General features: G+C 63.2%; 11 protein-coding genes. 9 read left to right on the top strand and 2 right to left on the bottom strand.

The window, feature by feature from the left end:
* Positions 1-316: 316 nt before the first annotated feature.
* From LT988_RS00595 to LT988_RS00565, 7 genes are all read left to right on the top strand, one after another.
* Complete coding sequence (locus LT988_RS00595) at positions 317-1,399, top strand: efflux RND transporter periplasmic adaptor subunit (protein ID WP_232408347.1); 1,083 nt, start codon at positions 317-319, stop codon at positions 1,397-1,399.
* Positions 1,400-1,495: 96 nt separating this feature from the next.
* Positions 1,496-5,347, top strand: coding sequence for an efflux RND transporter permease subunit (locus LT988_RS00590; protein WP_232408346.1), 3,852 nt, complete (start codon positions 1,496-1,498; stop codon positions 5,345-5,347).
* On the top strand, positions 5,344-6,099 hold the full coding sequence (locus tag LT988_RS00585; RefSeq protein ID WP_232408345.1) for a hypothetical protein: 756 nt from the start codon (positions 5,344-5,346) through the stop codon (positions 6,097-6,099). Before LT988_RS00590 ends, LT988_RS00585 begins: the two co-directional genes overlap by 4 nt.
* 179 nt (positions 6,100-6,278) lie before the next feature.
* Positions 6,279-7,058, top strand: coding sequence for a LolA-like protein (locus LT988_RS00580; RefSeq protein WP_232408344.1), 780 nt, complete (start codon positions 6,279-6,281; stop codon positions 7,056-7,058).
* A gap of 47 nt (positions 7,059-7,105) precedes the next feature.
* The gene (locus tag LT988_RS00575) at positions 7,106-7,738 is read left to right on the top strand and encodes a nucleotide-binding protein (RefSeq protein WP_232408343.1); all 633 of its coding nucleotides are present in this window, start codon (positions 7,106-7,108) and stop codon (positions 7,736-7,738) included.
* Between the two features lie 196 nt (positions 7,739-7,934).
* Positions 7,935-8,480, top strand: a complete 546-nt coding sequence (locus LT988_RS00570) for a hypothetical protein (protein WP_232408342.1) — start codon at positions 7,935-7,937, stop codon at positions 8,478-8,480.
* A 52-nt stretch (positions 8,481-8,532) separates the two neighbouring features.
* Entirely contained in the window at positions 8,533-9,492 is a 960-nt protein-coding gene (locus tag LT988_RS00565; RefSeq protein WP_232408341.1) for a 5'-nucleotidase, read from the top strand.
* A 185-nt stretch (positions 9,493-9,677) separates the two neighbouring features.
* Here the strand turns inward: LT988_RS00565 and LT988_RS00560 are convergent, their stop codons facing one another.
* The gene (locus LT988_RS00560; protein WP_232408340.1) at positions 9,678-11,795 is read right to left on the bottom strand and encodes an EAL domain-containing protein; all 2,118 of its coding nucleotides are present in this window, start codon (positions 11,793-11,795) and stop codon (positions 9,678-9,680) included.
* A 52-nt stretch (positions 11,796-11,847) separates the two neighbouring features.
* Positions 11,848-12,921 carry an EF-P beta-lysylation protein EpmB gene (gene epmB, locus LT988_RS00555; RefSeq protein WP_232408339.1) on the bottom strand — a complete coding sequence of 358 codons (1,074 nt, stop codon included), beginning with the start codon at positions 12,919-12,921 and terminating at the stop codon, positions 11,848-11,850.
* Positions 12,922-12,955: 34 nt separating this feature from the next.
* On the opposite strand from epmB, the gene efp reads away from it, so the two are divergent.
* Together efp and epmA are read left to right on the top strand one after the other, a co-directional pair.
* Complete coding sequence (efp, locus tag LT988_RS00550) at positions 12,956-13,528, top strand: elongation factor P (protein ID WP_232408338.1); 573 nt, start codon at positions 12,956-12,958, stop codon at positions 13,526-13,528.
* A gap of 75 nt (positions 13,529-13,603) precedes the next feature.
* Positions 13,604-14,608 (top strand): EF-P lysine aminoacylase EpmA, encoded by a 1,005-nt coding sequence (gene epmA / locus LT988_RS00545; protein ID WP_232408337.1) that lies wholly within the window; start codon positions 13,604-13,606, stop codon positions 14,606-14,608.
* Positions 14,609-14,767 lie beyond the last annotated feature (159 nt).

Below are 14,767 nucleotides of genomic sequence, written 5' to 3'. Positions count from 1 at the left end.
GTCGGCTTGAATGTCGAGCGTTGTCGAAGGCATACTGGGCCACTGCGCCGTCCGGAGAATGAAAAGACAACGCGGCACTGAGCAGGCCAAAAAGCGCCCGGGCTCGGATGCCGCGGATCCGCAACGGATGAGCGCCGGACCCACGAGGCTGTCCGGTGTCCACGGCAGGTCCGACCGCCCATGCGCCAATCGGACGTGCGACAAAAAAACCCAGCGTTTGGTGTGCGATCCGATGTCAATAGAGTTTCGAACCGCCCGTTTTGCGTGCACGCTCGCCGTTGCGGCGGCTGTGTCGTCCGGCCTGGTCCAGGCCCAGATGCAGACCACTTCGGGCGATACCTTCGTCGTTCAACAGGCGCAAGGCGCCCCGACGGTGTCGCTGGGAGGGAGCGTCGTCCCCTATAAAGAGGTGACGCTTGCAGCCCAGCTTCCGGGGCGCGTCACCTTCATCGCCGGGCGCGAAGGCGATACCTTCAAGGAAAAGGATCTCCTTGTGGCAATCGGCGACGAGGAGCTTCTCGCGAACCGGCGCGCACTGCTCGCACAGATGGCGAGCGCCGACGCTCAACTGCGCAATGCCGGCGTTCAATACTCCAGAGAAATCTACTCTCCGCAGTCGCGCTCCGCGATGGGCGGGATGGGACTGCCGAACCTGTTCGACCAGATGTTTACGCAACCGGTCGAAAGCTTCGTCGGGGAGCGCGACCGCACCGCGGAGCGCTCGGCCGATCTCTTCGCATCCGGGATTCAGATCCAAGAAGCGCAAAACGCGCTGCTCCGACTCCAAGCGGAGCTGCAAGCACTCGATTCCAAGATCCGCGATGCCCGCAGCATCGCGCCCTTCGACGGTGTGATCGTGCGCAAGCTCATCGAGGTTGGGGACACGGTCCAACCGGGGCAGCCCATGCTCAACTATGCGGATGTGGAATACCTTCAAGTCGAGGTCGATGTGCCGGCCCGGCTGCGTCCCGGCTTGCGTGAAGGGATGATGGTGCAGGCCGAGCTGGATCCGGACAATCGACGTGTCCCGGTCCGCGTGGCGCAGATCTTCCCGATGGCGGATCCACAGCGCCACACCGTCAAGATCAAGTTCGATCTCCCGCAAGGCGTGTCCGAGCCAGGGATGTACGCCAAGGTCTTGGTCCCCGACCTCAGTGCACCTGCGCGGGCCAACCCGGTGATCCCGAGCAGCGCGGTGCGCTATAACGGCAGTCTGCCGGGCGTCTATGTCGTGAACGAGCGAGGCGAGCCTCAGTTGCGACTGATCCGCGTCGGCGAGGAGCTCTCCGGCGGGATGGTGACCGTGCTCAGCGGGCTGCGTGCCGGCGAGAGTGTGCTGACGAATCCCGGCCCTCGGGTCACGGCCGGTTGGGCGAGCGGGGCACCCGCCGATCGCTGACGCGCCTTCCCTTCGGCCCCGGCGATCGCCCCCGCGATCGCCTGCGCAACCCATGTCGCAGCGATGCGGCGCAGGCCCGGTTAATCTGGATTCGACATGAGCCAAGACGTCACATCTCCTCCGCAGGATCGCAAGGAACCTGCTTACGAAGAGGACAATCTCGGAATTGCCGGGCGCACCGCCCGATTCTTTATCCGCTCCCCGCTGTCTCCACTCTTCTACGTCGCGATGCTGTTGATGGGTCTGCTCGGCCTCGTCATGACGCCGCGCCAGGAAGACCCCCAGATCTCGGTGCCCATGATCGACATCATGGTGCAGTACCCGGGCGCATCGGCCCAGCAGGTCGCCAATATGGCGATGCAGCCGCTCGAGCGGATGATGAGCGAGATTCCGGGTGTCAAGCATGTGTATTCCGCGTCTCAACGCGGTCAGGGAATCGTCACCGTCGAGTTCGTGGTCGGGGAGGAGATGGGGCCCTCTCTGCTCAAGGTGAACGACAAGGTCGCCTCGAACATGGACAAAATCCCGCCCGGGGTCATGCCGCCGCTGATCAAGACCAAGGGCATCGACGATGTTCCGATCGTCACGCTGACGCTCTGGTCCAGAGATCTCGACAGCAACGGGATTCCGGATGTGGACGACGGTCAGTTGCGTCTGCTTGCGCAGGATGTGCTGCAGGCCGTCAAGCAGGTCAAGGATACCGGCAATGCCTTCATCGTCGGCGGACGCCGCGAGGTGGTGACTGTCGATGTCCTTCCGGAGCGTCTTTCCGGATATCAAATCAGTCTGGACCAGGTTGCCCAAACCCTCGTCGGCGCCAACGCCGAGCAGGTCGCGGGTGGTTTGGAGGCAAGCGGTGCACGCTTCTCGGTCACCACCGGCGCCTTTTTGACGGGGGTCGAGGACATCAATCGCTTGGTGGTCGGCACCTTCAACAACCTGCCGATCTATATCCACGACGTGGCTCGCGTGAGCCAGGGTCCCGAGGATGCCTCGGAGCTGGTCGCCTTCTACACGGGGCCCGCATCCGAGATCGACGACCCGGCGGATGGCCGCCCGGCGGTGACCATCGCGGTCGCCAAGAAGGAATTGACCAACGGCGTGACGGTGGCCAACGACATCATCGAGCGCGTCGAGGAGCTCAAGGGCTCTCGAATTCCGGCCAACGTCGAGGTCAGTATCACGCGTAACTACGGGCAGTCCGCCGACCAGAAGGTCTCGGAGTTAATCCTCAAATTGATCAAGGCGACCATGTTCGTGGTCGTTCTGGTTCTACTCGCCTTCCGAGCGGTACGTCCGGCCATCGTCGTGATGCTGGTTATCCCGGTCGTGCTCTTCATGACCGTCTTCGTGGCCTGGGTCACCAACTACACGATCGACAGGGTGAGTCTCTTCGCGTTGATCTTCTCGATCGGTATCCTGGTCGACGACGCCATCGTGGTCGTCGAAAACATCTATCGGCGCTGGCTCGAAGAGGGACGTACCGACGAGGATACGGCCATAGACGCCGTGCGGGAGGTCGGCAACCCGACCATCCTCGCCACCTTCACCGTTATCGCTGCCTTGCTGCCGATGGGGTTCGTGAGCGGCATGATGGGTCCGTACATGGCGCCGATCCCGGTGTTGGGCTCGGTGGCGATGTTTATCTCGCTGTTTGCAGCCTTTGTCTTCACGCCCTATCTGGCGATCTCCAAATGGCTGCGTCCCTCGATGAAGTATCTCGAGTCCGCGGAGAAGCGCGAGCATAAGGAGGCCGAGGGTCTCGAAAAGCTCTATCGGCGCATCCTGACGCCGCTGATCGAGAACCGCGGCAAGCGCTTGGTTTTCAAGCTGGCCCTCTGGGGCACCTTCCTCGTCACCCTATCGTTCTTCTACTTCAATCTGGTGGCGGTGAAGATGCTGCCGCTGGACAACAAGCCAGAATTCTCGGTCGTGCTCGACATGCCCGAGGGAACGGCGCTGCCGGTGACGGCGAACCTCGCGCACCGTATGGCCGAGAAGCTGCGCACCATGCCGGAGGTGACGGCCATTCAGCTCTATGCCGGGACCGCGCGACCGTTCGACTTCAACGGGATGGTCCGTCACTACTATCTGCGCTCCGACCCTTGGCAGGGTGAGCTTCAGGTCCAGTTGACCGACAAGCACGATCGGGATCGAAGCAGTCACGAGATCGCCGTCGAGGCGCGCGAACTGCTCGACAAGATGGTCGAGGGTACGGGTGCAACGCTTGCCGTAGTGGAGATGCCGCCCGGCCCGCCGGTGCTTCAATCCGTCGTTGCCGAGGTCTACGGACCGTCTCCGGAGCTGCGACGTCAGTTCGCGCGAGAGCTCACCGGGATCTTCGAGCAGGCCGAGAGTACGCGGGATGTCGACAATTATCTGCGCGGCGCCTTCGATTACTGGCGTTTCAATGTCGATACGGAAAAGGCGGTGCGTCGGGGGATCTCGGTCGACACCATCAACCGCAATCTCGCGATGGCCCTTGGCGGGTCGCCGATCGGCGACATCAAGCCCCAGGCGGGGCGTCAGATGGGCCATGAGCCCGTGCAGATCGTGCTTCAGGTGCCTCTTGCCGAGCGCTCTCAGGTCGATCGCCTAGGTGATCTTCCGATTCAGTCGAGTCAGGGGTACACGGTTCCGCTGCGCGAGCTCGGTGAATTCCAGCTGACGCCGGAAGAAGACATCATCTACAACAAAGACTTGCGTCCTGTCGAGTATGTGGTAGCCGATGTCGGCGGGCGCCTTGCAGCACCCGTATACGCCATGTTTCAGGTCGAACGTGCCCTCAAACAGCAGGACTACACGGCACCGGACGGGACCAAGCCGCAGGGCGGCGAGGGGATGGAAGACGCGATCTACTGGCTCGGTGCGCCGCCCGACAGCAGTCGCTTGGCTTGGACCTGGGCGGGCGAATGGACCGTGACCTACGAGACCTTCCGCGATATGGGCGCCGCCTTCGGCGTTGCGCTTATCCTGATCTATATCCTGGTGGTTTGGGAGTTCGGCAACTTCCGCATCCCGCTGGTGATCATGGCACCGATCCCACTGACCCTCCTCGGGATCATCCCGGCGCATGCACTCATGTTCAGCTTCGGTCTGGGGGGCGAGTTCACGGCGACCTCGATGATCGGCTGGATCGCGCTGGCCGGCATCATCGTGCGAAATTCGATTCTGCTCGTCGATTTCGCGATCCACGAGATTCAGAAGGGAGTTCCGGTTGCCGAAGCGATGATCCGTTCCTGCAAGATCCGCACGCGCCCGATCGTCATCACGGCCTTGGCGTTGGTCGCGGGCTCGAGCGTTATCATCACCGACCCGATCTTTCAGGGTATGGCGATTTCGTTGCTCTCCGGCGTATTGGTCTCGACCGTCCTGACCCTGATCGTCATCCCGCTCGGCTGCGTCGCCGCGGGTGACGACATGTGTCGAGTGGCGCTCGCGACGGCTCCGCCCGGAACCAGTCTCCCCTGTATGACGGATGCCGCGCCTCGAAGCGCCCCGCGCAAGAGCTCCGGAGGCGGAGTCAGCCGGTTTTTCGGGAAGGTGGTGGAGTTCTTCATTCTCGCGCTCTATGCGGTTCGCGGCATCTTCATCCTGCTTTTCGATGCCGCCAAGACCGCCCTCAAGCCCAAGCCGACTCGGACTGCGCGTGCACCGGCCGAGCGTCCCGCCGCGAAGACAGTTCCGGCCGAGACGAGAGCGCCAGCCGAGCCTAGCTCCGATGAGACTGCAGCGCCGGCCAAGGGCGACAGCGCGGCGTCCGAGCCTGCTCGGACCGTTGCCAAGAAGAAACGCGCCACGACGGCGTCGGATGCGAAGCCGGCGGCCCGCAAGACGTCCGCGAAAAAGCCCGCGGCGGCAGAGAAACCGAAACCGAGCCAAGCCGTTCAGAAGAAGGCGCCGCGGCGCGGTATTCGATTGAAGATCGACGACGAGAGCGATACATGACGCTTGCCGCGCTTGTCACCTGGCTGATACTTCTCTTGACCTACGCGACAACACATCAGCCGGCCTTCGGGGCCGAGCCTTGGGAGCAGGCTCGACAGCCGATATGGGGCGACGAGCCTGACTATCGGCGTGGATACGAGCCGCAATCGGCCGCGCAGGATCGCGATCCGGGATATCCCGACGCGCACCGCGCCGGCGATCGGCAAGGGAGCTGGTCAGGGACAGGCTATGGAAACTACGGTGTCGCACCGGCGCAGAGTCGCGGCCTGGACGGCTTTGTCGATCGCGACGGTCGTTGGATGGAATACGCTCGAGAGCCGACGGGGTATGACCGCGACGGCCACTCTATCGACGAGGCGGGTCGCTATCCGGGCTCGTCCTGGAGGGGTGCCCCCGACTTCCGTTTAGAGACGGACGATCGGGACGTGCGCGGAGGTTGGCGCGACGTCACCCCGCTTCCGACGTATCGGAACGATGTTTCCGGATCGGAAGGTCTGCAGCCGGAGTATCGATTTCGCGGCGACCCGCAGCCTTCGTCGGGTCGCTGGGGCGGGTCGGACGTGGTGCAGGGATACCGCTTTCGGCCCCTGAACGACCGGGAGGCGGAGCAGCGCGTGCAGACGCCGGGCTGGCGTCCGCTGGAGCCCGTTCGCGGCGACCGCAGAGGGCGTCCCTCGGCTCCGGCAGGCTTGATGGACGCACTGACGCCGCCCCCGCGCACCTTCGGCTTCGAGCCGACCCCGGGGCCTTGATGCGGGCCTGATTTCCCGAAACCGCGTCTGCGAGGTACACGGGGTGACGCGGATGACAGAAGGGCCGGTCGTTCATAGCCTTGAAGAGGCGGGCTGCGGCGTAAAGCCGTAAACGCCCTGATCGAGAGGGGCGGGGTGTCGAATTGACTGATCACCGATCGACGGGAGGATAAAACCAGATGAGAACGCAAACGCAGGCTTTGTTGGGTATGGCGCTCGCATCCGCCCTGGCGGGCATGGCGCATGCGGAGATCGCGGGTGTCCAGTTCTCTGCGGACATGGTCAGTCAAGCGCCGGAGGGGCAGGTCGAAACCGTCAAGATGTTTGTCGGTGACGGTCGCATGCGCAAGGAGATGACGCAGCAGGGTCAGGAGGTCGTTCAGATCATCGATCAGAATCGCGGAATGATGTGGGTGCTTTTCCCCGATCGTCAGACCTATCTGGAGCAGGGCGGGCCCGCGGAGGGGAGCGGCGGGCCCGTGCCGCCCGCGACCGCGGAGACCGATCCCTGTGCAGGCATGCCGGGCCTGACCTGTAGCCGTGTCGGGGAGGAGGATGTCGGGGGGCGTAAGGCGGTCAAATGGGAGATGGTTATGACCCACGAGGGCCAATCCATGACCGGGACCCTCTGGATCGACGCCGAGCGCGCGATTCCGTTGAAACACGAGATGTCCAATGGAGAGAAGATGGAGCTCCTGATGGTCGGTACCGATACCATCGACGGGCGCGAGGTGGAGAAATGGGAAATGACCACGACCGCACCCGACCGGCAGCCGACTCGGGTGCTCCAGTGGTACGATCCGGAGCTGAAACTGTCCGTGCGCGAGGAATTCCCTGGGGGTGGGGTGCGCGAGCTCAAGTCGATTCGGATCGGCCCCCAACCGGATCATCTGTTTGCGGTTCCCGCAGGTTACACGCGTATGGAGACGCCTCAGCCCGGAGCCCAGCCCGGACAATGATTCCTCGGGTCGGTATCGGGAGATGAACGCGGACGCGGAAGGACGTCATGATTACGATCGTCGGAAGTCTGAAAGGCGGTTCGGGCAAGAGTACCCTGACCTTCAATCTGGGGGTCTGGCTGTCGATGGCTGGCGCGAAGATCCAGCTGATCGATGCCGACCCTCAGGCGACCCTCACCGACGTCATCGACGTGCGCAAGGAGGAGGGATTCGATCCGGTTCTGAAAACGTCCGATAAGCGTGCCCTGACGCAGGAGCAACTGAAAGGGGCCGACGAAACCTTGATCGATGTCGGGACCTCGGACATGGAGAGCCTGCGCATGGCCCTTGCCCTGTGCGATCGGGTCGTGGTCCCGGTGCCGCCGTCGCAGGCGGACATTTGGTCGACCCAGCGTTTTATCCAGTTGATCGCCTCGGTCGAGCGTGAAACGCCTCCCGATATTATCGGATTCATCAATCGAGGCGATACCCATCATGCGGTAAGAGAGACCAACGAGGCCGCTGCTGCCCTGGTCTCGCTTCCCGGTATCCGCTTCATCAAGCCGAGACTGTCTCAACGGACCGTGTTTCGGCGCTCGTTCAGCGAGGGATTGGCGGTGTTCGAGCTTGAGTCACGCGGGAAGGCAGCGCGTGAGTTCCTCGGACTGGCGGCAACGCTCTATCCGCACCTCGTCAGCTGATCTGTCGCCGCAGACGCTTCATTTACGCCCGCCGTTTCGTTCGGCAGCTCGGCGGCCACATTTCGAGTCCGATGGACCGGTAACGGCCGCTCCTCCTTGTCGCGTGCCGCAATTCTGTTAAGCTCTTGAGCAGGCGGGCGGTGATTCGCCGAACCCGTCTACATTTTTCATCACTGATCAAGCATCGGCCCGAATCATGGCGCAGAACGAGATCCCGAGGGCGGGCGATTCCTCGGACAGCGGAGCACCGCAAGACAAAGCCGAGGCCGACGCGCGGGCGGCGGGCGTCACCGAGACACAACTCCATGCCTTTGCGATCGACCGCCTATCCCAGGCCTTCGAGACCAGTGCAAAACGCTGGGAACTGATCGTCTATCCCAGCCTGTTTGCCTTCATCATCCTCGCGGCCTACGGGTTCTACCTGGTCTTCAGTCTCGCCAAGGACGTCCACTATCTGGCCATCAGTGTCGATACCAATATGACGGTGCTCGCCAGCAACATGCAGTCGATCTCGGACAATATGGGACAAATGAGTGCAAACGTCCGCACCATGGCGGTGAGCGTGGACTCGATGGCGCGGGACGTGAATACGCTGGAGCCGATGTTGACGAGTATTCAGACCATGGATCGTTCGATGCAGGCGATGACGATGTCGACCTCGTCCATGCGCAACGACATGGCCGGGATGAATCAAAACATCGGCCGTCCGTTGCAGTTCATGAATTGGTTCATGCCCTGGTGATCGATCGCGATCCCTGCAACGGCGGTTAGACCCATCACGGTTGGAGTTGACCGTGCACCCGGGCCTCCCCGAATCCGTGCGATTGATCGTTGCGATCTCCTCGCGCGCACTCTTCGACCTCAGCGAGTCTCACCAGGTGTTCGAGACTCAGGGTGTCGATGCCTATCGCGACTATCAGGTCGCACACGAGAACGACATCCTCGAGCCCGGCGTCGCCTTCGCGCTTGCCAAGAAGCTCATGAGCCTCAATGCCGCCCTGGGCGATCGCGGTCGCGTCGAGGTTATCCTGATTTCACGCAACAGCTCGGATACGGGGTTGCGAGTCCTAACCTCGGCACATCATCACGGCCTGGATATCGCCCGGGCCGCCTTTACGGGCGGAGCGAGTCCTTACCGCTACGTCTCCGCCTTCGGTGCCCATCTGTTTTTGTCTGCGGATCCCAGAGACGTTCGCTCGGCCCTGACTGCGGGGTGTGCCGCAGCGACGGTTCTGCCGGCGGCCTTTCCGGCGGGTCCGGAGGAGGACGATCAGGTTCGAATCGCATTCGACGGCGATGCGGTACTGTTCTCGGACGACGCCGAACGACTCTTCCGTCGCGAGGGGCTCGAGGCCTTCAACGCGACCGAGCTGGCCTCTGCGCATGAACCTTTACCCGGCGGTCCTTTCAAGGGTTTGCTGGTCGCGATCCATCAACTTCAGGCACTCTTTCCCCCCGAGGCATCGCCGCTGCGCACCGCGCTCGTGACCTCGCGCGGCGCGCCCTCGCACGAGCGCGTGATCCGCACGTTGCGGGCTTGGGATATCCGCATCGACGAGGCCCTTTTTCTGGGCGGGCTCGCGAAGGGGCGGTTTCTCGCGGCATTCGACGCGGATATCTTTTTCGACGATCAGCGCGTGCATTGCGACGCGGCGAGCCGTCATGTGGCAACCGGCCATGTTCCGCACGGGGTCGCTAATCTGGAGTGTGACCCGCCGATCCGAGCGGACGAGGCCGCAGAAAACCCCGGCTAAACCGCATCCGAAGAGGCTCGTTCTGTTCCGAGTGAGCCAAAGGTTGCTGCACCCCGCTCAGCGGCGGTGACGCGGTTTAGAGTCTCATTTTATTTAATCGTCTAAACTGCGCCGACTCCCGCAGTTGCCGCTCGCTCGGAGACCGATCCAATCTCCCGAACATTGCATATTTGGTCGGGCGCAGTTTAGGGCTGAATGTCGAGCGTCGGCGACGGACGCTGCAGGAAATTGCCTTGGACATAATCGACCCCCGCCGTCCAGAGAACGGTGAGGGCTCGCGCGTCCTCCACCCCCGTCACCACGCTCTTGACGTTGAACTCGCGTGCGAGATCGGCGATGGTCATGAGGCGCTGCTGTTTGACCGGATCCTCGGCAAGAGCACGCGCAAAATCCGGCATCAGAACGACGAAATCGACCGGAAGCGCCTGCAGGATCATCTCGGACCGATTGGTCGCGCCGAAACGATTGATCGCGACCCGGCATTTGATCTGCTTGAGGGCCTCGATCAACTTGCCGAGACTGGCAAGATTCTCCGCAACCAACTCTTCCTGAAACTGAAAGGCAAGCCAGTTGCCGCGCACGTCGAGTTCGCGCAGACAGTCGCAGATATGCAGGATGATGCTCGGGTTGCGGAAGGTATCTTCGGCGAGATTGATGAAGAATCGAAGGTTGTGACCGGCCCGGCGTTGCTCGGCGAGCACGCGGACTGCGTCGCGAATCGCCCATTTGTCGATCTCCTCGATCAGGCCCCGTCGGATCGCCGCCCCGATGAAATCCTTGGCCTCCAGCAACTCGCCCTTCTCGTCGAGGAGGCGGACGAGGACGCTGTAGTTCTCCTGGTTATCGCCCATCAGGCTGATGATGGGTTGGTAGACGAGCTTGAACTGCTCGTTTCCGAGCGCCGTTGCGATCTTGTCGGCAACTTCGGTATCGCCGTCGACGGCGGTTTGTTTGGTTCGCGCAGCCAACGAGGTGGGGGTCTGCATCCCGCCGGCACAGTCCCCGGGCGCTGCCGCGCTGTAGACGCACAGTCGGTGAGCGGCGTTGAGGATGTCTTGCGCAGCGGCCGCACGCCCTTTCACCAGGTAGTATCCGATATCGCAGTCCGGGGCGATGCGGCCGCTGGTTGCAAGGCGCTGCGGCAGGCGTGCGTGCTCACGGATGTGCTCGGCCAGGGCCTCGGCTTCCTTTTCGTCCAAACCGTCGACGATCATTGCGAAGCCGTCGTCGCTGATCCGTGTAAAGGCATGGGCTTGGGCGGTAACCGAGGCCAAGATCGGGCCGAAGTCGTCGACGATGTCCAACCCATGGGTCAACCCTAGATCGCGTAGAAGCTCGGAATGGCGTCTCAAGCGGATGAAGAAGACCGCAAAGGGCAGCGGAACGGCGCGATCGGGGGCGAGACGCGCCTCGATCTCTTCGAAGAAGGCCGTGCGGGCGGCGGCGATATCCGAGGCCATGTCGCCGGTCATTGCCTGGGACTCGGACTGCCGTGCGGGGTCCAGGATCAATTGCAGGCAGGGTTCGTCGTCAAGAACAGCCTGCGCCGCGGACAGGCGCGCCTCGAACCCTTTGCCTCGGCGCGTCTGTAGGCGTGTCGTGATCTCGACCGGATCGGAATGGGCCGCGCGTTCGGCGCTCTGCAGCAGATCGCGGACACCGTCACGTTGTTCGGGATCGACCAGGTCAAGGAGGGCGATCGACTGGATCTCATCGAGGTTCGGATAGCCGAGAAGCGCGAGATAGGCGCTGTTGGCGTAGAGATGCAGACCCTGCTGCACGTAGGCGATCGCGGCGCCGGTATGGTCGACGAGCTCGCGGGAACGCCGTTCGCACTGCTTGAGCCGGGCAGCCAGCTCACGGTATCGGCGACGTTGTCGAAGGTCGCTCGCTTCGCGTCGGATGGTCCAGAGAAGCTGCTCCTCGTCGGTGAGGGCGACGAGGCCGCGTGCCCCGAATTGCTGCGCCTCGAGCACCTGCTCGCGGCCGGGTGCGTCTGCGGCGATGATGATGAGCGGGATCTCGGCAGCATGTTCGCCGCGACGTCGAATAGCATCGGCGAGGTCTTGGTCACCGTCGTGGCGCCACCACAGGATCATGTCGAAGGCACGGCGTGCGAGTAGATCGTTTAAGCGATCCGCACGCGCGGTCACGAGTGCACGGGCCGCAAGTCCGGTTGCACGCAGGCGCTCCACCAATCTCTCCGAGGCGGCGGTGTCGGCGGTAAGCAGGAGCAAGGCGAGCAATGGGGGTTGCGCAGACATGATGCGACCTGGTGCGTGATCCTCGAGGTTTCGGGACATAGTCGTCTCCGCGATTATCGGGCTTCGCGGTGCGTTAGGGAAACGAACGCGTTCACAAGAACGGCGACCCAAGCCGAGCGACCTCGGTCAGAGGGGTTTTGGAGCCGACACCCGTCACCTCGCGGACCAGTCGCGGGACCAGGTAGCCGGGCAGTCGCCGGAGCAACGCCTCGCCGAGCCGCAAGGCCTGAGAGTCGGAAACCGCGAAGTGTGCTGCGCCCTCCACCGGATCGAGCTGGTGGAGGTAGTAGGGCAGGACGCCGCACTCGAATAGGCGCTCGCTGAGGGCGGCAAGCGTCGAGACCGCGTCGTTGATCTCGCGAAGCAAGACGCTTTGGTTGAGCAGGGTCAGGTTCGCGTGACGCAATCGCTGCAATGCGGCCTCGGCCCGGGCGCCGAGCTCGCTCGGATGATTCGCATGGATGACGAGGACGGTGGCGAAACGGGAGCTCGCCAGGCGTCGGCAGAGTGCGTCGGTGACCCGAGAGGGCAGGACCACCGGGAGGCGTGAATGGATCCGCAGGCGTTTCAGGTGCGGGATCGCCTCCAGGCGCTCGAGCAGTGCGCCGAGGCGATCGTCGTCGAGCATCAAGGGATCTCCGCCGCTTAGGATCACCTCGGAGATCCCCCGATCCGCGGCGATGGAGGCCACCGCTGCTGCCGTACGATCCGGTGTTCGAGCGAGCGTCTCGTATGGAAAATGCCTTCGAAAACAATAACGACAGTGGACGGCGCACCCGCCCGTGACGATCAAGAGGGCACGGCCTGCGTATTTTCGAAGCAGCCCTTGGCCGGAATCCGCGGACATGTCGCCGACGGGATCGCGGCTGAATCCGGCGACCGACACGCGTTCCGCCCCGAGCGGCAGGACCTGTCTGAGCAAGGGGTCGCGAGGGTCGCCCGGTGTCATCAAGGCAGCAAAATCGCGCGGGACCAGCATCCGGAATCCCGATGCGACGGGGTCGAGATCCGGGATCATCTCCGGACTCAGGCCGAGTGCGGAGAGCAGCTGGTGCGCGTGTCGGTAGGCCTCGGCGAGGTCTTGTTTCCAGGCCGGTTCCCGCGCGGACGGCGGGAACGGATCCGGGGTCGCGGTCTGACAAGCAGCGATACTTCGCGGTACCATTGTGCGGTTTAGCTCCACAGTCAACGAGGACGATATGGCCTTTTACAGTACCAGCGAGTTCAAGGGCGGACTCAAGATCATGTTGGACGGCGATCCTTACAACATCGTCGAGAACGAATTCGTCAAGCCGGGCAAGGGCCAGGCATTCAACCGCGTGCGGGTGCGCAACCTCAAGACCGGGCGGACCGTTGAGAAGACCTTCAAGTCGGGCGATACGGTGGAGGCTGCCGACGTCCATGATACCGACATGCAGTATCTCTACAACGACGGCGAGGAGTGGCACTTCATGGACCCCGCCACCTTCGAGCAGATGACGGCCGACGCGAATGCGGTCGGCGATGCCGCCAAGTGGATCAAAGAGGAGGATATCTGCAGGGTGACACTCTGGAATGGGGTACCGCTCATCGTCGAGGCGCCCAACTTTGTGGTTCTGGCGATCACCGAGACCGACCCCGGCCTGAAGGGCGACACCTCGGGCGGCGGCGGCAAGCCGGCGACACTGGAGACGGGCGCGGTGGTGCGGGTTCCCTTGTTCGTGCAGTCCGGCGAGCTCGTGAAGGTCGATACCCGCACCGGCGAATATGTCTCGCGTGCCAAAGAGGGCTGAAGACGACCTACGGTCGAGCGATGCCGGCGCGACCGGAGCTGTCCGCGCGTCCTTGCCGTCGATCTGTCCCTACTGATGCCTGCTTGCGAAGTCTGGTCGACGTGTGCAACGGTCCCCATCCTACGTGCTCGCGCCGAGATGCTGGCCCGGATTCGCACCTTTTTTGCGGCTGCCGGCGTGATGGAGGTCGAAACGCCGATCCTCTCGCACGCCGGAGCGACGGATCCGGCGCTCGCGAGTCTCTCGCTTTGCGGTGGCTCATCGGGGGGTAGGTCCGACGCCGATCGAAGGCTCTTCCTGCAGACCTCGCCCGAGTTCCCGATGAAGCGTCTGCTCGCAGCCGGGAGCGGGCCGATCTATCAAATCTGCAAGGTCTTTCGCGGTGGCGAGCGCGGGAGACGTCACCACCCCGAGTTCAGCCTGCTGGAGTGGTACCGACCGGGACGGGACTACGGTCAGCTCATGGAAGAGGTGGCCGAACTGGTCCGCGTCGTACTGCAACGCCCGACGCTGCCGATGCAGCGCGTCTGCTATCGCGACCTGTTCCGCGAGGTGTTGGACCTGGATCCCTTCACGACGCCTGCGCCGACCTTGCGCGAGGCCGCAATCAGGGCCGAGATTCCCGATGCCGATCGTCTGGATCTCGACCGCGACGCCTGGCTCGATCTCCTGCTGACCCAGTGTCTAGAACCGCGTCTCGGGCGTTCATGCATGAGTTTTCTCTGCGACTACCCGCCGAGTCAGGCCGCCTTGGCGCGGATTCGACCCGCCGCCGATCCGCCCGATGATCAGGCGGTTGCCGAGCGTTTCGAGCTTTACCTCGAGGGCTTGGAACTGGCGAACGGCTTTCACGAGTTGACCGATGCCGCGGAGCAGGAGACGCGCTTTGCGCACGACTGCGACGAGCGTCGCAGGCTCGGTTTGGCCGAAATCCCGCCCGACACGCGGCTTCTGGCGGCACTTCGGGCCGGTATGCCGGCCTCCAGCGGGGTCGCGCTGGGGCTCGACCGTTTGTTGATGATCGCCATGGGAGCCACGCACATCGATCAGGTCTTGGCATTTCCGATCGAGCGGGCGTGAAGTGAAACCGCGTCACTCGGCGTCATGGGCCATCGGAGTTCCGGATTGATCTCGGAGTGTGTGTGCGGGCCTTTGCGCTGACGCGGCTTCAGAGATTCAATTCTCGACCACTTAAAATCTCCTGAACCGCGTCCTGCCGAGACCCTTTGTTGCGGTGAG

It is taken from the genome of Thiocapsa bogorovii (assembly GCF_021228795.1).
GTDB lineage: Bacteria > Pseudomonadota > Gammaproteobacteria > Chromatiales > Chromatiaceae > Thiocapsa > Thiocapsa bogorovii.
Note: the sequence above shows the minus strand (reverse complement) of the source record. Positions and strands in the feature narration are given on the sequence as shown.